This window comes from Streptomyces sp. NPDC020875, assembly GCF_040641415.1.
Lineage (GTDB): Bacteria > Actinomycetota > Actinomycetes > Streptomycetales > Streptomycetaceae > Streptomyces.
The window spans coordinates 1-20,439 of sequence record NZ_JBFADP010000092.1 but is presented as its reverse complement, the minus strand read 5'-3'; the positions used below and the strand labels follow the sequence as shown (position 1 = coordinate 20,439).

Here is a 20,439-nt window from a genome sequence, read left to right as displayed (position 1 = left end):
GACTGGGGTGCTGTGGTGGGTGGGGTTCCCGCTGCGGTGGGGGGTGGGGTGGAGTTGCCGACGTATCCCTTCGACCGCAAGCGCTACTGGATCGGAAACCAGACCCAGCGCCAGGACGCCCCCGGCCTCGGACTCGGCTCCGCCGACCACGGACTGCTCGGCGCCGTCGTCCATCCGGCGGGCACCGACGAGGCCATCCTCACCGGACGGATCGGCGCCCGTACCCATCCCCGGCTCGTCCACCGGCCGTCCGAAGGACACGCCAGGGTCCGGGACGCCGTACTGGCCGACCTCGCCCGCCGGGCCGGTGACGAGTTCGGCTGCACCACCGTCACCGGACTGACCGTCACCGCCCCCCTGACGCTCCCCGCACACGGCGGCCTCCAGCTCCAGCTACGGGTCGGACCGCCCGGCGCCGACGGCGACCGCCCGGTCACCCTCGCCGTCCGTACCGACGCCGTCGACACCGCGTGGACCGTACACGCCCACGGCCTGCTCACCGCCGAACCCACCGAAACCGCCTCACCCACCGCGCCCGGGGCCGATCCCGCCCCCTGGCCGCCGCCCGGCGCCGAGACCCTCGACGTACCACCGCCGCCCGGCGGCGGAACCGCCGAGGCCGAGCCCGTCGAGATCACGGGCGTCTGGCGGGCCGGTGACACCCTGTGGGCCGAGCTGCGGCTCACCGACGCCGCCAGGGCCGACGCCGACCTCTTCGGCCTGCACCCCGCCCTCGTCGACACCGCCGTCGGCCTCGCCGCCCGTACCGACAAGACCGTGCCCCAGGGGCCGGCGCCGGTCCTCGCGGCGTCCGTGACCCACTGGGCGGGCGTACGACTGCACGCCACCGGCGCCACCGCGATCCGGGCCGAGGTCACCGGCACCGACGGGGTGTACGCCCTCCGCGCGGCCGACCGCACCGGACGCCCGGTCGCCACCGCCGACGCCATCACCCTCACCCCCGTGGACACCGCGGAACTGGACACCGCGGCGGCCCGCGCCCACGACGCCCTCTTCCGGATCGACTGGACCCCGCGCGCCCTGCCCGAGCCCGGCACCCCCCGATGGGGCGTCCTGCCGGGGAACGCGCCGGTCCTGCCCGGGGCCGTCACCCTCGACGGCGTACCGTCGGCGGCGGCCCGCGCGGCCGGGCTGGACGCCGTGGTGACCGCGTACCGCACACCCGAAGGCGGCGGCTCGCCCGAGGAGATCCACCGCGCCACGGCCGAAACGCTGGAGACCGTACGGGCCTGGCTCGCCGACGACCGGCTCGCCGACACCCGGCTGATGGCCGTCACCCACGGCGCCGTCCCCGCCGGCGACGGCCGGGTCACCGACCCCGGCGCCGCCGCCCTCTGGGGGCTGCTGCGCTCCGCCCAGACCGAGGCACCCGGCCGGATCCAGCTCGTCGACCTCGACGGCACCCCGGAGTCGTCGGCCGCCCTGGCCGCCGTCCTCGCCTCCGGCGAACCCCAGACCGCCCTCCGCGCCGGACACGCCACCGTCCCCAGGCTGCGCCGTACGGACCCGCCCGCGCCCGGCACCGGATCCGGCCCGGGCTGGCACCCCGACGGCACCGTACTGATCACCGGCGGTACCGGCTCCCTCGGCTCCCTCGTCGCCCGCCATCTCGCCCGGACACACGGCGTGACGCGGATGCTGCTGCTCAGCCGGCGCGGCCCCGACGCCCCGGGCGCCGCCGCCCTCCGCGCCGAACTGGCCGAACTGGGCGCCGAGGCCGAGATCGCCGCCTGCGACGCCGCCGACCGCGAAGCCCTCGCCCGGCTGCTCGCGGACCGGCCCGCCGACCGCCCGCTGACCGCCGTCGTCCACACCGCCGGTGTCCTCGACGACGCCCTGATCGCCGACCAGACCGCCGACCGGCTGCGTACCGTACTGCGCCCCAAGGCCGACGCCGCGTGGAATCTGCACGACCTCACCCGCGGCCACGACCTGTCGGCCTTCGTCCTGTTCTCCTCCGTCGCGGGCGTCATCGGCGGCGCCGGGCAGGCCAACTACGCCGCCGCCAACGCCTACCTCGACGGGCTCGCCGCCCACCGCGCCGCCGACGGACTCCCCGCCACCTCCATCGCCTGGGGCCTGTGGGAACAGGACGGCGGCATGACCGGCCATCTGGGCGAGGCCGACCTGGACCGGCTGACCCGGGGCGGCTTCCGGCCCATCCCGCAGGACCGGGGCGTCGCCCTGCTGGACGCCGCCCTCGCGCTCCGTACCCCCGTCCTGGTCGCCACCCCGGTCGACCTCGGCACCCTCCGAGCCCGCCCCGCCCAGCTCCCCGCCGTCCTCACCGGACTGCTGCGCACCCCGGTCCGCGACACCGCCCGGAACATCGACAACGGCTTCGACTCCCTCACCGGACGCCTCGACGGACTGGCCCCCGCCGACCAGCGCAAGCTCGTCCTCGGCCTGGTCCGGGCCGAGGCCGCGACCGTACTCGGCCATACCGACCCCTCCGGTATCGGCCCCGACCAGCCCTTCCCCAGCCTCGGCTTCGACTCCCTGACCTCCATCGAACTCCGCAACCGGCTGAGCACCACCACCGGCCGCAGGCTCCCCGCCACCGTCGTCTTCGACCGGCCCACCCCCGCCGGGCTCGCCGACTACCTCCGTACGGTGCTGGTCGACAGCGGCTCCGAAACACTGCCCGCCACCGCCCGGGAGACCGTCGACTTCGACGCCGAGACCGGGCTCCCCGACGACATCGTCCCGGCGGCCGAGATCCGTACCGTCGCCACCGACCCCGACGAGGTCCTGGTCACCGGCGTCACCGGCTTCCTGGGCGCCTTCCTGCTCCGCGATCTGATGCGGACCACCCGGGCCACCGTCCACGTCCTGGTCCGCGGCCGGGACGAGACCGACGCCCGGGACCGGCTCCGCCGCAACCTCGACTGGTACCGGATCACCGAGGTCGACGACACCCGGCTGCGGATCGTCGTCGGCGATCTCGCCGCGCCCCGGCTCGGCCTCGGCGAAGCCGCCTTCGACGACCTCGCCCGCCGGGTCGACGCCGTCTACCACGCCGCCGCCCAGGTCAACTGGCTCTACCGGTACGAAGAGCTGAAGGCGGCCAATGTCACCGGCACCACCGAACTGCTGAGGCTCGCCGCCCGCCACCGGACCGTACCCCTCCACTACGTCTCCACCGTCGGCGTCTTCGCCCCGTCCGACACCGGCACCCCCCGGACGGCCGGCGAACCGACCGGCCCCGGCGCCGCCCTGCCCACCGGCTACGTCCAGAGCAAATGGGTCGCGGAGCGGAACATCGACACCGCCCGCGACCGCGGACTCCCGGTCTCCGTCTACCGGGTCGACGTGGTCTGCGGCGACCAGCTCAACGGCGCCTGCCAGACCAGCGACTTCGTCTGGCTCAGCCTCAAGGGACTCCTCCAGGCCGGTGCCGTACCCGAAGGGATCGGCGGCCGGCTCGGACTCGTACCCGTCGACTACGTCAGCGGGGCGCTGCTCGCCCTCTCCCGGCGGGAAGAGGCCGCGAACCGCACCTTCCACCTCGCCAATCCGCACGACACCGGCTTCGCCGAATGCGTGGACCATCTGCGCGCCCTCGGCCACCGCCTCGACACCCTCCCCTGGGACGACTGGGCCGGACTGGTCCGCTCCGACCGGGAGAACGCCATGCTGCCGCTGTACGGCGCCTTCGAACTGATGGCCCGCGACGGCGCCCCCGGTACCCGGCTCGACGTCACCGACACCGAGAAGGCCCTGGCGGGCACCGGGATCGTCTGCCCCCGGGTGGACCGGGAACTCTTCGCCGTCTATACCGACTTCTTCACGTCGGCCGGCTACTTCCCGCCCCCGCCCACGGCCCCGTCCCCGTTGAGGGACACCGCCACCGAAACCGCCACCACCGACCCGGAGAACTGATGTCCGCGCACCCCCTCACCGGGGCACCGGCCGGGGCCGCGAAGGCCCCCGACGCCACCTGGCTCCGACGGCTGACCCCGCCGGGACCCACCGCCCCCGAGGTCCGGCTGATCTGCTTCCCGCACGCGGGCGGCGCCGCGGGCGCCTTCACCCCGCTGGCCCGCGCCCTCGCCCCCCGGGTCGACGCCCTCGGCGTGCAGTACCCGGGACGGCAGGACCGCCGCCGGGAACCGGCCCTCGACATCCCCGGGCTCGCCGACCGGCTCGCCGAGGTCCTCGCGCCCCTCACCGACCTGCCGTACGCCCTGTTCGGCCACAGCATGGGCGCCCTGGTCGCCTTCGAGACCGCCGACCGGCTCCGGCGGCTCACCGGCCCCGGGCCCGTACACCTCTTCCTCTCCGGCCGGTCCGCCCCCGTCGTCGGACCTGTCCCGTCCGACCGGCTCGACAGCGACGCCGACCTCCTGGCCCGGATCCGGGAACTCGGCGGCACCAGCGGACTGGTCCTCGACGACCCCGAACTGACGGAGCTGGTCCTCGGACCGCTGCGGGCCGACTACCGGGCCCTCCGCGGCTATACGTGGCCGGGCGGCCCGCCCCTGGACCGGCCCTGCACCGTGCTCACCGGGGACGCCGACCCGCTCGTCCGGGTCACCGACGCCGCGGCCTGGGCCCGGCACACCACCGCGCCCACCGAGGTCCGGGTCTTCCCCGGCGGGCACTTCTACCTCGCCGACCGGGCGGCCGACGTCGCCCGGGCCGTGACCGCCGGACTCACCGGAACCAGCCCGAGCAACCCCGCCGACCGAACCCGACCGAGGACGTGAAGATGACGGAGCCGCTGCGGCGCGTCCGGGAGTTCACCGCCGAAGAACTCTCCGGAGCCCGGCCGAACCTCGACACACTCGACGAGATGCCCTTACCGCTGTACGAGAGGTTCGGCGACGCCGGACTGGCCAACTGGTGGCTCCCCGAGGCGTACGGCGGCCTCGGCCTCGGCCTCGCCGACAGCGTCGAGATCACCAATGAACTCGCCTACCACGACGCCGGAGTCGCCTTCACCCTCTTCATCTCCGTCCTCGGCACCAGCATGGTCGACCTCTACGGCACACCGGAGCTGGCCGAACGCCATCTGGTGCCGCTGGGCAAACGCGGCGCCTTCTGCGCCACCCTGGGAAGCGAGGAACGCGCCGGCAGCGAACTGGCGAAATCCGAGACCACCATCGCCCGGGACGGCGACGAACTCGTCGTCACCGGCGAGAAGTACTTCTCCACCAACTCCGGCTTCGCCGACTTCCTGGTCGTCATCGGGGTCTCCGCCGAGGACCCCACCGAGTTCCAGGCCGTCCTCGTGCCCCGTGACACCCCCGGCGTCGCCATCGACAAACGGTGGGACGTGATCGGCCTCCGGGCCTCCGGCACCTACCGGGTGATCCTGGACAACTGCCGGATCCCCGCCGCGAACCGGCTGAAGGGCTCCGGACTGCGACTGCTGGAAATCGGGCTCAACGCCAGCCGGATCCTGATCGCCACCACCGCGGTCGGGATCGCCCGCCGGATGCGCGATCTCTGTGTGGAGTACGCGAAGAGCAAACCGTTCCGGGACTCCACCCTGCTGGCCAGCCCCGTTTTCGCGGCCAAACTCGGCCAGATGGAAATGCAGATCACCGTGATGAAGAACCAGTGCGAGGCCGCGGCCCGCGAATACGACGAGATCCGGGCTCGCCCCGACGCGGCCGAGGTCTTCTTCCGGCTGGGGACCCTGAAATCCGCGGTGGCGGCGAAGATGTTCTGCGGCCAGACCGGCTGGGAGATCGCCGGGGTCGCCTCCCAGATGTTCGGCGGACTCGGCTACACCGACGATTCACCGATCGGCAAACTCGTCCGCGATATGCGCCATGTCTCCATCATCGAAGGCGGCGACGACGTGCTGCGGGACGTCGTCTTCAGCCGCTATGTGATCCCGGCGGCCCGCCGCACCTGAGCACGGCGGTACGGGCCCGGCAGCGCGCGGGCCCGTACCGGCTCCCGACACGGCGAGAAAGAGGGGGCGGACCGGCCGGTCCGCCCCCCCTTCCGTACAGCCGTCCGTCAGGAGAACAGCCCGGCCTCGTCCCGGTCGCGCAGGATCGCGCAGATCTCCCGCAGCCCCGCCTCCAGCTGGTCGATCTCCTCGTCGCTCACCTCGATCGACGGGGCGAACCGCAGGGTGTGCACGGCGCTCGCGGTCGGCAGCGCCCGGATCCGGTGCCGGCGCAGCAGCCAGCCGGAGAGCAGATATCCCAGCACCCCGTCCCGGGCCAGCGTCGCGATCGGCCCGGACGGACTGCCCGACTGGTCCCGGAACTCGAACCCCAGCATCAGCCCGCGCCCCCGGACGTCCGCGACCACCTCCGGGAAGTCGGCCCGGACACCCCGCAGCATCGCCGCGATCCGCTCGCCCCGCTCGGTCGCCCGCCGGTAGGCCAGGCCGTCGTCCGCCTCCAGCAGCTCCAGCACCTTCAGCGCCACCGTCGACGACAGCCCGTCCTTGGCGAAGGTGGAGCTGTGGACCAGCTCGAACTCCTTGCGGTAGCGCGCCTGGCGCACCAGCATCACGGAGCTCTTGGTCAGTCCGCCGCCCAGGCTCTTGGAGAAGACGTAGTAGTCACCGCGGAGACCGATCGCCGCACTGGCGAGAAAGGCGCCCGTACGCCCCAGACCGGTCTGGATCTCGTCGATCACGATCGGACAGTCCACCTCGGCGGTGACCCGCTGGATCTCCGCCGCGGTCTCCGCCGTCACGGCCCTGATCCCGCCCTCGCCCTGGATCGGCTCGATCAGGAACGCGCAGAACACCGGGAAGTCACGCTGCTCGACCTCGACCCGGCCGTCCCGTACCACCACGTCCCAGATCCGGGCCCGCTCCTCCTCCACGGTCTTCGCCAGCGCCTCCGGGCGGTCGAACGGGACGAAGACGGCCTGTGCGGCCAGCGCCGAGAAGGCGGTACGGAATCCCGCGTTATGGGTGAACTGGACGCTGCCGACCAGCTTTCCGTGGAAGGAGCCCTCCAGGGCGAGGAAGACCGGCGGCCGGGCCGCCGTCCGGGCGTTGTGCCGGGAGACCTCCGCCACCAGCGCGTCGAAACCGGTCCCGTCCGTCCCGGGCGCGACCCCCAGCGCCGCGTACGCGGACTCCGCCACGACCGCGTCCCCGGACCGGACCGCCGCCCCCGCCGCCTCCACCCGTGCCTCGATCTCCCCGAGCAGCGTCGCCGCCCGGATCGACCGGTCGAACTCGGCGTGCTTGACCGCCGCCTCGATCGCCTCGGCGCCGGTACTCGCGAAGGTGGTGTAGTACGGCTCGGTGGCTCCGGCGTCCCGCCGCAGGATGTCATTGAGCCGGGCCGCCACCCGGTTCGCGATCGGATGCCGGGAGAACTGCGCGTAGACCGGGGTCCCGGCGTCCAGCGCCGCCCGCAGCGCCCCGACGATCTCCGGATGGTGATGACCGAAGATCAGGGATCCGTAACCACCCGCGAAATCGACGACGGGTACCTCGGTGCCGTCGTCCGCACGGCGGAAGAGGGTGTTCCCGTCGGCCCGGACGTATTCGACGTCCAGCCCCGCCGTGGCCAGCATCTCGCCGAGATGAGGTTCGGTGAGGTCGATATCAGGGGACGCTGCGCTCATTCCGGTCCTCCGCTGTTCCGATGTGCCGAATGACGGTCGGATTACTTTCGCCGCACGATACGGGCGAGCAGTCATGCCCCGGTAACCCCGCATTTCAGAGGCGCCGGAGGGTCGATTATCAGCCAGTGATCGGGTGATGCCGCGTGCTGCGTACCTTTCCCTCCTCGGACGCATTCCGCGCCCGCGCACAGGAGGAGCTGGTGACATGGAATTCGAGAGGGAACGGCACGCGATCGTCCTGGGCGCCGGGGTCGCCGGTCTGCTGGCCGCCCGTGTCCTGACGGACTTCTACGGCCGGGTCACCGTCGTCGACCGGGATCCGCTGGACGGACCGCCCGCCGGACGCCGGGGCGTCCCCCAGGGCGGCCACTCCCACGACGCCCTGGCCCGGGGCCACCAGATCATGGAGGAACTCTTCCCGGGACTGGGCGCCGAACTGGTCGCGGCGGGCGCGCCGCTGGGCGATATCGCCCGGGACGCCCGCTGGATAGTCGGCGGCCGGACCCTGAGCCGGTCCGAGTCCGGGCTCACCACCGTCACCTGCACCCGGCCGTTCCGGGAGTACCACCTCCGGCGGCGGCTGGCCGCCCTGCCCGGCGTCGAACTGTGCGGGGGGACCTCGGTCGTCCGGCCCGCGGTCGACCCGGAGCGCCGCGCGGTGACCGGAGTGGTGGTGCTGCGGGACGGAGTGGAGCGGACCCTGGACGCCGATCTGGTCGTGGACGCCACGGGACGCGGCTCGCGGACCCCCGTCTGGCTGGAGGAACTGGGCCTGCCCCGGGTCACCGAGGAACGGCACAAGATCGACATAGGCTATGTGACCTGCTTCTACCGCACCCAGCCCGAGGCGTTCGACGGCGATATCTCCATCAATACGGTGGCCTCGCCCGAAGTGCCGCGCGGCGCCAGCTGTGCCCGGGTGGAGGGCGGCCGGACCGTGGTGACCGCGTACGGCGTCCTCGGCGACCATCCGCCCGTCGACCACGAGGGCTTCCTCGACTTCGTCAAGTCCCTCCAGGCGCCCGACGCCCATGAGGTGCTCCAGGAGGCGGAGCTGCTGACCGCTCCGGCGCGCTACCGCTTCCCCACCAATCTGCGGCGGCGCTACGAACGGCTCGCGGACTTCCCCGCGGGCCTGCTGGTCCTCGGGGACGCGGTGGCGAGCGTCAATCCCCGCTACGGGCAGGGCATGACGATCGCCGCCCTCGAAGCGCTCGTACTCCGCGGCCATCTGGCCGGTACCGCCGGGGCCCCGGACGGGCTCGGGTTCTTCCGGGAGCTGGCCGACCAGGTGATCGACGACGTCTGGGAGATGACGCTGATCAGCGATCTCAGCATCCCGGGCGTCGAGGGCGAGCGCACCCCCGAGGTACTGGCCGCCCATGAGGTGGTCGGCCGGGCCCAGGCCGCCGCTGCCCACGACAGCACCGTCGCCCTGGCCTGTCTGCGGCTCTTCGGGCTGATCGATCCGTTCACGGCGCTGCTGGAGCCCCCCGTACTGGAGCGGGTCGGAAAGGTGCTCGCCGCGGCCGGCGGCCGGCCCCCGGGCATCTGACGGCCTCCGGTCGTTCCGGCGGCCCTCCGGTAAGCCTTCCGACGGCCCGCGGCGGTTCTCACCGCGGATATCACGGCGTCTTCGGCGCCGCTGACGGTCTGTCCACCGCCCCGCGCGGTGTACGCCGCGGCCCTTCGGCGGCCCGTGCGTGGCGAGTGTGCCGCGCACGGGCCGGTCGTCGTCTCCCGGGAGCTCAGTGGTGGAGTCCCTTCTTGCCGGGGGTCCAGAACGGCTTCACCGTGATCGCGGTCCGCTCCCAGCCCCGTTCCTGTACCAGGTAGTTGCGGATCGCCTGGCCCGTCCTGGCCTCACCGGCGATATAGGCCACGCCCGGGGTGTCGGGGAGGTCGAGGGCGGCGACCGCGTCCGCCAGTACCCGCGAGGCCACCGGCGACGCGCCCCGGCGATGGACCCGGCCCAGGGTGTGCGGTCCGGGCACGGGGACGTCGTCGTCGGGCGTCTCGCTCTCCAGCACCCCGTAGACCTTCTGGTCGGGACCGAGCGCCCGGAGCAGCGGTCCGAAGGCCGCCGACCCCGTCTCGTCCCCGGCGAAGAGGTGGTACGGGGCGTCGGGGGTCAGGGCCAGATCGCCCAGCGGGCCCCAGAAGGGGACCGTGTCCCCCTTCTTCACCCCGTGCAGCCAGCGCAGGCCGATGCCGTCGCCCTCGTAGAGATGACCGCGGATCTCGAAGGTCGTGGTCTCCTGGTCGAAGTCCCAGATGGAGTAGGTCCGCAGGGTCTCGCTCGGGCGGAAGATGCCGTACAGCGACAGCGGGTCGTTGATCTCGATCCGGAAGTGCTGGCCGGGTACGAAGGTCATGTCCGCCAGCCGGTCACAGGCGATCCGCACCCGCTTCATGGTCGGGGTGACCAGCTCGGCCTCGATCACCACCCCGTCCTTGCGGTTCTTGGCGAAGCGGTCCAGCGGGTTGAGCGAGCGGCGGGCGGTGGACGGCGCCGGGCTGTTCGACATATGCCCTTCCTCCTCGGATACGGACCGGACATCGGCCGATCGCGACGGGCGTAGCGGTGGTCCGGCGAGGCCCGCGCAACGGCGGAGCGTCCGGCGGTGCCGTCGGCATTGGCCTCTCCGGTAATGTAAGTTACAGTGACGTACGCTTCAAGTTGTAACCTTAGTAACTGCCATTAACTAAGCATAGATGGTCTACCGTGTCAATGGACGTGAGGTGAGCGACGGGATGACTCCACAAGCGCAAGCGACAGGCCGGGTGGCGCGGCGTCGGCAGGCGACTCTGGCGGAAATCCGTGCGACCGTCCGGCGGCTGCTGAACAAAGGGGGGCCGCCCGCCGTGACGATCAACGCGGTCGCCCGCGAGATGGGGATGAGCGGACCCGCCGTCTACCGCTACTACGCCAGTCACGACGAGTTGGTCGAGGCGGTCATCGCCGACTTCTACGACGAGCTGACCGAGGCCATCGTGGCGGCCCGGGACGCCCAGCCGGCCGACGCCCACGGCGCCCGGCTGCTGGCCGCCTGCCGGGCCATGCGGGGCTGGGCCACCACCCACTCCACCGAGTTCACCTGGATGTTCGCCAGCCCCGCGCCGCCGTTCGATGAGCGTGGCGACGACTCCCCGAGGCGCCGCTCCGGACAGGCGTTCGAGCGGGTGTTCTTCGATCTGATCGTGGACGTCTGGGCCGTCGCGCCCTTCCCCGTCCCCGGCCCCGCGGATCTGCCGCTCGCCCTGCGCGAGCAGCTCGCCCGCTATGCCGACGAGACCGGTGGGCTGCTGCCGCCCGAGGCGATGCATGTCTTCCTCTCCGGCTGGATCAAGCTCTACGGACTCCTCTGCATGGAGGTCCTGCGGCAGCTGGACTTCGCCCGGATCGACCTGGAGCCCGTCTTCGAGGAGTGTCTGCGCGATCTGTGCGCCACCCACGGTCTGACCTACGAGCCGCCCGTCCGGTGAGCCGGCCGTTCACCGGAAGGCGCTTCCGCCGGGGGAGTTGACACGGCGTGAGGAAGTGTTGACAGATCGCCGGACCCATGTTTTGCTAGAGGTCGTAACTAACCCTAGAGCTTAAAACTCCCGCGAGAGTTCATCGCGTCGGTCTTTTTTCCGGCGGGGACACGGACGCAGCGCGTCCCGGTCCCCCTTCCCGCGAGGGCCCCCTCACCCCCTGGGGGCCCTCGCGGGATCGTTCGGGAGCCCGCCGGCTCCCGACCCCACCGCGACCCCGCGCCGATCGGGGCATGTCCGCGAAGCAGTGCCGTCCGCCCGGATCCCGGGCCGGGCGGGACTCCGCGGACCCGCCCCGGGCGCCGCGCCGCGGTGCCCGGTCCCTTCCGAGGGCCGTGGAAACACCCGGTGACCCCTTGTTCGGCCGATCGGCCGGAGCGCGTCGTATCCAGCGGGCCGAGAGGACCTCAGCATGGCGTTCTGGGCGAACGAACCCGTGGAACGGATGGACCGGCCCTACGGCCGGCGGTGGTGGGCGCTGGCCGTGCTCTGCCTCAGCCTGCTGCTGGCCGTGATGGCCAACACCTCGTTGACCGTGGCCGCCCCCGACATGATCGACGACCTGGCCCTCTCACCCACCGGCCTGCAATGGGTCATCGACGGATACACCGTCCCCTACGCCGCGTTGATGCTGGTCCTGGGCGCGGTCGGGGACAAGTACAGCAGGCGGGGCGCGCTCGTCGCCGGGCTGCTGATCCTCGGCGCCGGATCGCTGGCGGGCGCCCTCGCCGACACCTCGACCGGAGTGATCGCCGCCCGGGCAGTGATGGGGGCGGGTGCCGCGATGATCATGCCCGCCACCCTCTCCCTGCTGGCCGCCGTCTTCCCCCGGTCCGAACGGGTGACGGCCATCATCCTGTGGAGCGCCACCGCCGGAGTCGCCATCGCGCTCGGCCCGCTCGTCGCCGGACTTCTGCTGAAGCAGTACGGCTGGGCCTCCGCCTTCGCCATGAACATCCCGGTCGCCGCCCTGGCCGTGCTCGGCGCCTTTCTCCTGGTGCCGCCCTCCAAAGCCGTCGACTACGGCCGGATCGACCTGGTCGGCGGAGCGCTCTCGGTGCTCTGGATCGGGGCGCTGGTCTATGTCGTGATCCAGGCCGCGCACCTCGGCTGGGCGACCCCCGAGGTCGTCACCGCCACCGTCGTCGCCGTCGGCGGCTGCGCCCTCTTCATCGGCTGGGAACTCCGCCACCCCCAACCGGTGCTGAACGTCCGGCTCTTCAGGCGCCGCCGCTTCACCGGCGCCAACCTCGCCGTGGTGCTGTTCTTCGTCGCCGTCTTCGGCGCCTTCTACTTCCTCACCCAGTACCTTCAGTTCGTCCTCGGCCTCACCCCGCTGGAGACCGGGGTCCGGATGGTCCCGCTGGCCCTCGCGGTCTTCGCGGGCTCGGCGCTCACCGGGGTGCTCACCCGCCGGTTCGGGATGCGGGTCACGGTCACCGCGGGCATGCTCGGCGGTACCGCCGCGCTGCTCCTCTTCGCCCGGGTCGACGGCTCCTCCGGCTATGCCGACCTGGTGCTTCCGCTGATCCTGCTCGGCCTCGCCAACGGTCTCGCGCTCTCGCCCTGCACCGAGGCGATCATGGGCGAGTTCCCCGAATCGGAACTCGGTATCGGCGGTGCGGTCAACGACACCTCCTTGGAGCTGGGCGGCTCCCTCGGTATCGCCGTGCTCGGTTCGGTACTGGCCGGGTCCTATACCGACCGGCTGCGCGAGACGGTCGGCGACCGGGCCCCGGCCGAGGCCCTGGCCGCGGCGGAGGAATCGGTGGGCGCCGGACTCGCGGTGGCCGCCGAGACCGCCCGGCACGCCGGACCGGAGGCGGGGCGGAACATGCTCGCCGCCGTGACCGACTCCTTCGCCGACGCGGTGGCCAGGACCGGACTCGTCGGGGCCGTGATCCTCGGCGTCGGCACGATTCTGGTCGCCGTCGTCCTGCCGGGCCGGAAACGGAACCCGGACGTCCCCGCCGCCCCCGCCGCCTCCGGAATCCCCGCTGCCCCGGTCCGGGAACCCGTGTCGGCCCGCCGCTGACCACCGGCGCGTACGGCCCCTCCCACCGGAGGGGCCCTGTCCGGCACCCCCACGGCTCCCCTACAGTGCGTGATGACCGTCATCGGACCGTGACGAAACGCCGTCGGACAGGAGCAGCTCCGTGGCCGGTACCACCAGCCCCGAAACCCCCAACGGTTCCGCCCCCGCCCTCCGGCGGATCCCCGGACCGGACGCCGCGACCGTGGCCGGCCGGCGGACCGACGGGGGTCCGCTGGTGGACCTCCTGACCCGCACCCGTGAACGGGCGGGCGGGGTGGCCGCCGTTCCGCTGGGGCCGCGCCCCACCGTCCTGGTCACCGCCCCCGACGCCGTACAGCACGTCCTCGCCCTGCGACCCGACCAGTACGTGAAGCGCTCCCACCGGGCCCGGCTGCTGATCGGCGACGGAGTGCTGTCCGCCACGGGCGACGCCTGGCGACGGCAACGACGGCTGCTGCAGTCCCAGTTCACCGGACGCGGTATGCGGCGGTACGAGACCCGGATCGACGCCGCAGCGGACGCCGCCGCCGCCCGCTGGGCCGAGCTGGCCCGTACCGGCGCGGAGTTCGACGTCGGCGGGGAACTGCGCCGCTACGCCCTGGACACCATCTGGCGGTCACTGACCGGCCATCCGCTGGACGACACCACCGAACACGAACTCGGGGCGCTGGCCGTGGTGGCCGCAGCGCTGCCGGGGCTGCCCGCCGACGGCACCGCCGCCCGGGACACCGTCGCGGCCGAACTCGACCGGATCGACACCGTGGCCCGGCTGGCCGTGGCCGCCGCCCGCGACGACGGCCCGGGACCCGAGGGCCCCGGACTGCTCCATGTCCTGCTGGAGGCGGGCGACAACCACCCCGAGTACACGGACCGGTTGATCCGCGATGAACTGGTCACCCTGCTCGTCGCCGGACACGAGACCACCGCTTCCACCCTCACCTGGCTCTATCTGCTGCTGGACCGTCATCCCGAGGCCCGGGAGCAGGCGCTGGCCGCCGGACCCGCCGGATCCCCCGAACGGCACCGGGCCGTCCGGGCGATCGTCCAGGAGACGCTGCGCCTCTATCCGTCGGCCTGGATCCTGCCCCGGTACGCGACGGTGGACGACGACCTCACCGGCTATCCGATCGAGGCCGGTACGGATCTGCTGGTCTGCCCGTATCTGACCCATCGCGACCCGGCCCTCTGGCCGGACCCGGAACGGTTCGACCCCGGCCGCTTCCTCACCCCGGGCGGGCGGCCCGCCCATCCGGCGAGCTATCTCCCCTTCGGCGTCGGCCCCCGGGCCTGTCTGGGCCTGCAATTCGCGCTCCGGGAGACCACGGTACTGCTGGAGCGACTCCTCCCGGCCCATGTGCCGATGTTCCGCGGCGTCCCGACGGGTGCCGAGTACGGCATCACGGTCCGCCCCGACGGACCGTGCCCGGCGACCCTGGCCTGACACCCCGCGCCGGGCCGCCGGCTGTGTGGTCACCGGGATCGACGGACGGACGGCCGCGGCGGCCGGCCGGGGGCTGGTCGTGGCCGCCGACGCCGCCACCCACGACCGGCTGATGGGGCTGATCCACGAGCTGCCGACGGCCGCTGGCACAGCGCTGACAGTTCACTGACGGATCCCTTCGCCGGACGGCCGCCGGGGCGTTCCCGGCCGCCGTCCGGCCGTCGAAAGGGCAGCTCAGGGCAGCCATGGGGATCGCTTGTATGTGCGAATTCCGCTGATCATGGTCGTCGGTGCGACAAACATGATCGTCTCGGAGTTCACTGCTTCGGGGGAGGAAGACCCCGCCTAATGGCTGAACGGGCGGGCCGGAGCCTACGGTTCTCACGGATCCGGGAGGCCATTTCTGGATACCGCCCCATTCATCGCTGACACCCCACTTGATGTGCGCGTATGCCCAGCGCTGCCCTTTTGAAGGAGAGTCCTGCCCGATGACCGTCGACACCAGCCCGGAGTCCGGCCCGGAGCCGAGCCCGCAGAGCGCCCTCAGTACGGCGGCGGCCCGCAATCTCGCCACCACCACCAAGTCCCGCCCGCAGATGCAGGAGATCACCTCCCGCTGGCTGCTCAGAATGCTGCCGTGGGTCGAGGTCGCCGGTGGTGCCTACCGGGTGAACCGAAGGCTGACGTACACCGTCGGTGACGGCCGGATCGAGTTCGTCCAGGACGGGGCCTCGGTCCGGGTGATCCCCCGGGAGCTGGGTGAACTGTCGCTGCTGCGCGGCTTCGACGACGACGAGGTGCTCGCCGCCCTCGCGGGCCGCTGCGCTCAGCGCGACTTCCAGCCCGGTGACGTGCTGGTCGAGCGGGGAACCCCGGCCGAGCAGCTGCACCTGGTGGCGCACGGCCGGATCGACCAGATCTCCGTGGGTCCCTACGGCGACGAGACCGTGACCAAGGTCGTGGCCGACGGCGACCGGTTCGGCCAGGACGCGCTGGTGGACGAGAACGCCGTCTGGGAGTACACCGCCGTCGCCCGGACCTCCGGCACCCTGCTCACCCTCGCCCGGAGCGACTTCGCCGGAGTGCTGGCCGGGTCCCCGAGTCTCCAGGCGCATATCCAGGAGTTCAGCGCGCTGCCCGAGCAGGCGCAGAACCGGCTGGGCGAGGCCGAGATCGCGATGTCGGCGGGCCACACCGGCGAGGTCCCCCTGCCCGGCGCCTTCGTGGACTACGAGCTGAAGCCCCGGGAGTACGAACTCTCCCTCGCGCAGACCGTGCTGAAGGTCCACACCCGGGTCGCCGACCTCTACAACGAGCCGATGAACCAGACGGAGCAGCAGCTCAGGCTGACCATCGAGGCGCTCCGGGAGCGCCAGGAGTACGAGCTGGTCAACAACCGCGAGTTCGGGCTGCTGCACAACGCCGCCTTCAACCAGCGGATCCAGCCGCAGTCGGGGCCGCCGACCCCCGACGACCTGGACGAGCTGATCAGCCGCCGGCGCGGCTCCAAGTTCTTCCTCGCCCACCCCCGGGCCATCGCCGCGATCGGTCGCGAGTTCAACGCCCGCGGTCTCTACCCGGACCATGTCGACGTCGGCGGCCAGAACGTGCCCGCCTGGCGCGGGGTTCCGATCCTGCCCTGCAACAAGATCCCCATCACCCCGGAGAACACCAGCTCCATCCTGGTGATGCGTACCGGCGAGGACAACCAGGGCGTCATCGGACTCAACCAGACCGGTCTCCCCGACGAGTTCGAGCCCGGCGTATCGGTCCGCTTCATGGGCATCGACGAGAAGGCGATCATCTCCTACCTCGTCACCACCTACTACTCCGCCGCCGTCCTGGTCCCCGACGCGCTCGGTGTGCTGGAGAACGTGCAGATCGCCCGTACCAGCGGCTGAGCGGGCCCGCGCGGACGGCGCACTCCGCACGGGGGAGTCCCGCCGGTGGAACGCGTGCCCGGAAGAGACCCCCTCACCCAAGGAGTAGTGGTGCGCAGATGAGCACCGAAGCGCTGAACCGGATCCTGGGCGGCCCGACCGGCCTCGGTACGGCCGGGCTGTACCCGGGTCGGCGCCCGACACCCCCCGGTCCACCGGCACCGCCCGGGACCGGGGTACCGCCGGGCGTCGGGTCGCCGCCGCCCGGCCCGCCGCCGCAGGCCGCTCCGGTGCCGCCCGGGACGGACGCCGTGTCCGGTCCGGCGGCGGGTCCGCCGGAGGGCCGCCCGGTACCGGGCGGCCCGATCCCCGGGCTCTACCACCATCCGGTGGCGTACGACACCGAACGCGCGGCCGAGGTCGACCGGCGGATCAAGGAATGGGCCATCGACGAGATCCGGCTCTACCCGCCGGAGTGGGAGGAGGAGTTCGAGGGCTTCGCGGTCGGGATGTACATGGCCGCCTGCCACCCCGACGCCGTGGACGTCGACCGGCTGATGGTCGCGGCCCGGCTGATGGTCGCCGAGAACGCGGTCGACGACTGCTACTGCGAGGACCACGGCGGCTCGCCCGTAGGACTCGGCGGACGGCTGCTGCTCGCCCATACGGCCCTCGATCCGCTGCACACCGCCGAGGAGTACCGGCCCCGGTGGGAGGAGTCACTGGCGTCCGACGCCCCCCGCCGGGCGTACCACTCCGCCATGGAGTATCTGCTGGCGGTCGCGACCCCCTCCCAGGCGGACCGGTTCCGGCACGACATGGCCCGGCTCCACCTCGGCTATCTCGCCGAGGGCGCCTGGGACCACACCGACTACGTACCCGAGGTGTGGGAGTACCTGGCGATGCGCCAGTTCAACAACTTCCGCCCCTGTCCCACGATCACCGACACCGTCGGCGGCTATGAACTCCCGGCCGATCTGCACGCGCTGCCCGCCACCCAGCGGGTGATCGCCCTGGCGTCCAACGCCACCACGATCGTCAACGACCTCTACTCGTACACCAAGGAACTCGACAGCCCCGGACGGCATATGAACCTGCCCGTGGTGCTCTCCGAACGCGAGGGCCTCTCCGAGCGGGACGCCTATCTGAAGGCCGTCGAGGTCCACAACGAACTGATGCGGAGCTTCGAGGCCGAGGCCGCGGCCCTGGCCCTGGCCTGTCCGGTGCCGACCCTGCTCCGTTTTCTGCGCGGGGTGGCCGTCTGGGTCGACGGCAATCACCACTGGCACCGGTCCAACACCTACCGCTACAGCCTGCCCGATTTCTGGTAACCCCCGATTCCTCAGTTAAGGAAGGTTCCGTCCCTTGACCGCTTCCGACGTCACCACCGTCCGTGAGACCGTCACCATCCCGTCGCCCGCGACGCCCTACCAGGGCGATATCGCCCGCTACTGGGACCACGAGGCCCGGCCCGTCAATCTGCGCCTCGGCGACGTCGACGGCCTGTACCACCATCACTACGGCATCGGGGACGTCGACCGGGCCGCCCTCGGGGAGCCCGGCGCCCCCGACCGCGAGCAGCGGCTGATCGCCGAACTGCACCGGCTGGAGTCCGCCCAGACCGATGTGCTCCTCGACCACCTGGGTCCGATCCAGCGGGACGACATACTGGTCGACGCGGGCTGCGGCCGGGGCGGCTCGATGGTCATGGCCCATCAGCGCTTCGGCTGCGAGGTCGAGGGCGTCACCCTCTCGGTGAAGCAGGCCGACTTCGCCAACCGCCGGGCCCGGGAACTGGGCATCGACCGGTCCGTCCGCGCCCAGGTCCGGAATATGCTCCAGATGCCCTTCGCCTCCGGACAGGCCAGAGCCTCCTGGAACAACGAGTCCAGCATGTACGTCGATCTCCAGGACCTGTTCGCCGAACACTCCCGGATCCTCTCGGTCGGCGGCCGCTATGTCACGATCACCGGCTGCTGGAACCCGATCTACGGCCAGCCGTCGAAGTGGGTCTCGCAGATCAACGCCCACTTCGAGTGCAACATCCACTCCCGGCGCGAGTACATGCGCGCCCTCGCCGACAACCGGCTGGTCCCGCAGGCGGTGGTCGACCTGACGGCGGCGACCCTGCCCTACTGGGAGCTGCGCGCCACATCGTCCCTGGTCACAGGGATCGAGGAGGCGTTTATCGAGTCCTACAAGGACGGCTCCTTCCAGTATCTGCTGATCGCGGCGGACCGGGTCTGACCCGACGGCCCCCGGTGAACACCCGGCCCGCCCCCGCGACCGGCGGGGGCGGGCCGGAACCGAAGGTGACGTTCCGCTCACCCGTCACCCCTTGAATCACGGCCGGATCAGGTGGTTAGCATATGAGCGCCACCTAGCTCGAAAGAGATTCGCCTGTGACTGCCACCGAGGATTCGTTCACCAACTGGAAGAACCGTGAGGAGATCGCCGAGTCGATGATCCCGATCATCGGGAAGCTGCAGCGCGAGCGGGACGTCACCGTCCTGCTGCACAGCCGCTCCCTGGTGAACAAGTCGGTCGTCAGCATCCTCAAGACCCACAGGTTCGCCCGCCAGATCGCGGGCGAGGAGCTCTCGGTCACCGAGACCATGCCGTTCCTCCAGGCCCTGACGGCGCTCGACCTCGGGCCGTCCCAGATCGACCTGGGCATGCTCGCCGCCACCTACAAGGCCGACGACCGCGGACTGTCGGTGGCCGAGTTCACCGCCGAAGCCGTGGCCGGTGCCACCGGGGCGAACAAGATCGACCGCCGGGAGCCGCGCGATGTCGTGCTCTACGGCTTCGGCCGGATCGGCCGCCTGGTCGCCCGGCTGCTGATCGAGAAGGCGGGCTCCGGCAACGGGCTCCGGCTGCGCGCCATCGTCGTCCGCCGCGGCTCCGGACAGGACATCGTCAAGCGCGCCTCCCTGCTGCGCCGCGACTCCATCCACGGCCAGTTCCAGGGCACGATCACCGTCGACGAGGCGACCGAGACCATCGTCGCCAACGGCAACTCCATCAAGATGATCTACTCCGACGACCCGACGACGGTCGACTACACGGAGTACGGCATCAAGGACGCCATCCTCATCGACAACACCGGCCGCTGGCGCGACCGCGAAGGGCTCTCCAAGCACCTCCGCCCCGGCATCGCCAAGGTGGTCCTCACCGCCCCGGGCAAGGGCGACGTCCCCAATGTGGTGCACGGCGTCAACCACGACATGATCAAGCCGGACGAGCAGATCATCTCCTGCGCCTCCTGCACCACCAACGCGATCGTGCCGCCGCTGAAGGCGATGGCCGACGAGTACGGGGTGCTCCGCGGCCACGTCGAGACGGTGCACTCCTTCACCAACGACCAGAACCTCCTGGACAACTACCACAAGTCCGACCGGCGGGGCCGCTCCGCGCCGCTCAATATGGTGATCACCGAGACCGGCGCGGCCTCCGCCGTCGCCAAGGCGCTGCCCGACCTCGACGCCCGGATCACCGGCAGCTCCATCCGGGTCCCCGTACCGGACGTCTCGATCGCCATCCTCAGCCTGCGGCTGGGCCGGGAGACCACCCGCGAGGAGGTCCTCGACCATCTGCGCGAGGTCTCCCTGACCTCCCCGCTGAAGCGCCAGATCGACTTCACCACGGCCCCCGACGCGGTCTCCAGCGACTTCATCGGCTCGCGGCACGCCTCGATCATCGACGCGGGCGCCACCAAGGTCGAGGGCGACGACGCGATCCTCTACCTCTGGTACGACAACGAGTTCGGCTACTCGTGCCAGGTCATCCGGGTCGTCCAGCACGTCTCCGGGGTGGAGTACCCGACCTACCCGGCGCCGGTCGCCTGACCGACCCGTACGCGGGCCGTCCCGGGGTGCCGGACTCCAGCCGGTCTCCAGCCCGCCACCAGCGGCCCGCGACCGGGGCACGACCAGGCGGCCCGGGATCGCGGGAGCGCACCGGCGTCCGGC

14 protein-coding genes are annotated in these 20,439 nt (G+C 71.9%); 12 read left to right on the top strand and 2 right to left on the bottom strand.

All coding sequences use genetic code 11. The features are described from left to right. Positions 1-54: 54 nt before the first annotated feature. The 3 genes from AB0G74_RS32780 to AB0G74_RS32770 are packed head-to-tail and all read left to right on the top strand — an operon-like array spanning position 55 to position 5,887. Positions 55-3,903 (top strand): thioester reductase domain-containing protein, encoded by a 3,849-nt coding sequence (locus AB0G74_RS32780; protein WP_361153900.1) that lies wholly within the window; start codon positions 55-57, stop codon positions 3,901-3,903. Continuing rightward, positions 3,903-4,730, top strand: a complete 828-nt coding sequence (locus AB0G74_RS32775; RefSeq protein WP_361153898.1) for an alpha/beta fold hydrolase — start codon at positions 3,903-3,905, stop codon at positions 4,728-4,730. The genes AB0G74_RS32780 and AB0G74_RS32775 overlap by 1 nt, the downstream gene beginning before the upstream one ends. Before the next feature lie 2 nt (positions 4,731-4,732). Further along, positions 4,733-5,887, top strand: coding sequence for an acyl-CoA dehydrogenase family protein (locus AB0G74_RS32770; protein WP_361153895.1), 1,155 nt, complete (start codon positions 4,733-4,735; stop codon positions 5,885-5,887). 107 nt (positions 5,888-5,994) lie between these two features. Here the strand turns inward: AB0G74_RS32770 and AB0G74_RS32765 are convergent, their stop codons facing one another. Beyond that, on the bottom strand, positions 5,995-7,575 hold the full coding sequence (locus AB0G74_RS32765) for an aminotransferase class III-fold pyridoxal phosphate-dependent enzyme (RefSeq protein ID WP_361153892.1): 1,581 nt from the start codon (positions 7,573-7,575) through the stop codon (positions 5,995-5,997). Positions 7,576-7,780: 205 nt separating this feature from the next. On the opposite strand from AB0G74_RS32765, the gene AB0G74_RS32760 reads away from it, so the two are divergent. Further along, on the top strand, positions 7,781-9,130 hold the full coding sequence (locus AB0G74_RS32760; RefSeq protein WP_361153889.1) for an FAD-dependent monooxygenase: 1,350 nt from the start codon (positions 7,781-7,783) through the stop codon (positions 9,128-9,130). Positions 9,131-9,323: 193 nt separating this feature from the next. Here the strand turns inward: AB0G74_RS32760 and AB0G74_RS32755 are convergent, their stop codons facing one another. Then, complete coding sequence (locus AB0G74_RS32755; RefSeq protein ID WP_361153886.1) at positions 9,324-10,103, bottom strand: siderophore-interacting protein; 780 nt, start codon at positions 10,101-10,103, stop codon at positions 9,324-9,326. 187 nt (positions 10,104-10,290) lie between these two features. Between AB0G74_RS32755 and AB0G74_RS32750 the strand changes: the two genes are divergently transcribed. The 8 genes from AB0G74_RS32750 (at position 10,291) to AB0G74_RS32715 (ending at position 20,316) form a co-directional block, all read left to right on the top strand. Continuing rightward, positions 10,291-11,061, top strand: coding sequence for a TetR/AcrR family transcriptional regulator (locus AB0G74_RS32750; protein WP_361153883.1), 771 nt, complete (start codon positions 10,291-10,293; stop codon positions 11,059-11,061). Between the two features lie 463 nt (positions 11,062-11,524). Next, positions 11,525-13,147 carry an MFS transporter gene (locus AB0G74_RS32745; RefSeq protein WP_361153880.1) on the top strand — a complete coding sequence of 541 codons (1,623 nt, stop codon included), beginning with the start codon at positions 11,525-11,527 and terminating at the stop codon, positions 13,145-13,147. 121 nt (positions 13,148-13,268) lie between these two features. Continuing rightward, complete coding sequence (locus AB0G74_RS32740; RefSeq protein ID WP_361153877.1) at positions 13,269-14,588, top strand: cytochrome P450; 1,320 nt, start codon at positions 13,269-13,271, stop codon at positions 14,586-14,588. 25 nt (positions 14,589-14,613) lie between these two features. After that, positions 14,614-14,757, top strand: coding sequence for a hypothetical protein (locus tag AB0G74_RS32735; protein ID WP_361153903.1), 144 nt, complete (start codon positions 14,614-14,616; stop codon positions 14,755-14,757). Between the two features lie 319 nt (positions 14,758-15,076). Beyond that, the gene (locus AB0G74_RS32730) at positions 15,077-16,489 is read left to right on the top strand and encodes a family 2B encapsulin nanocompartment shell protein (protein WP_361153874.1); all 1,413 of its coding nucleotides are present in this window, start codon (positions 15,077-15,079) and stop codon (positions 16,487-16,489) included. A gap of 98 nt (positions 16,490-16,587) precedes the next feature. Beyond that, positions 16,588-17,799, top strand: coding sequence for a family 2 encapsulin nanocompartment cargo protein terpene cyclase (locus tag AB0G74_RS32725; protein WP_361153871.1), 1,212 nt, complete (start codon positions 16,588-16,590; stop codon positions 17,797-17,799). A 34-nt stretch (positions 17,800-17,833) separates the two neighbouring features. Next, complete coding sequence (locus AB0G74_RS32720; protein ID WP_361153867.1) at positions 17,834-18,715, top strand: geranyl diphosphate 2-C-methyltransferase; 882 nt, start codon at positions 17,834-17,836, stop codon at positions 18,713-18,715. A gap of 155 nt (positions 18,716-18,870) precedes the next feature. Beyond that, complete coding sequence (locus tag AB0G74_RS32715) at positions 18,871-20,316, top strand: glyceraldehyde-3-phosphate dehydrogenase (RefSeq protein ID WP_361153864.1); 1,446 nt, start codon at positions 18,871-18,873, stop codon at positions 20,314-20,316. The last annotated feature ends 123 nt before the right edge of the window (positions 20,317-20,439 follow it).

Bases quoted from the DNA above. Each gene is read 5' to 3' on its own strand.
- AB0G74_RS32775 (WP_361153898.1), top strand. From the start codon at position 3,903: ATGTCCGCGCACCCCCTCACCGGGGCACCGGCCGGGGCCGCGAAGGCC.
- AB0G74_RS32770 (WP_361153895.1), top strand. From the start codon at position 4,733: ATGACGGAGCCGCTGCGGCGCGTCCGGGAGTTCACCGCCGAAGAACTC.
- AB0G74_RS32765 (WP_361153892.1), bottom strand. From the start codon at position 7,575: ATGAGCGCAGCGTCCCCTGATATCGACCTCACCGAACCTCATCTCGGC.
- AB0G74_RS32760 (WP_361153889.1), top strand. From the start codon at position 7,781: ATGGAATTCGAGAGGGAACGGCACGCGATCGTCCTGGGCGCCGGGGTC.
- AB0G74_RS32755 (WP_361153886.1), bottom strand. From the start codon at position 10,103: ATGTCGAACAGCCCGGCGCCGTCCACCGCCCGCCGCTCGCTCAACCCG.
- AB0G74_RS32750 (WP_361153883.1), top strand. From the start codon at position 10,291: ATGGTCTACCGTGTCAATGGACGTGAGGTGAGCGACGGGATGACTCCA.
- AB0G74_RS32745 (WP_361153880.1), top strand. From the start codon at position 11,525: ATGGCGTTCTGGGCGAACGAACCCGTGGAACGGATGGACCGGCCCTAC.
- AB0G74_RS32730 (WP_361153874.1), top strand. From the start codon at position 15,077: ATGACCGTCGACACCAGCCCGGAGTCCGGCCCGGAGCCGAGCCCGCAG.
- AB0G74_RS32725 (WP_361153871.1), top strand. From the start codon at position 16,588: ATGAGCACCGAAGCGCTGAACCGGATCCTGGGCGGCCCGACCGGCCTC.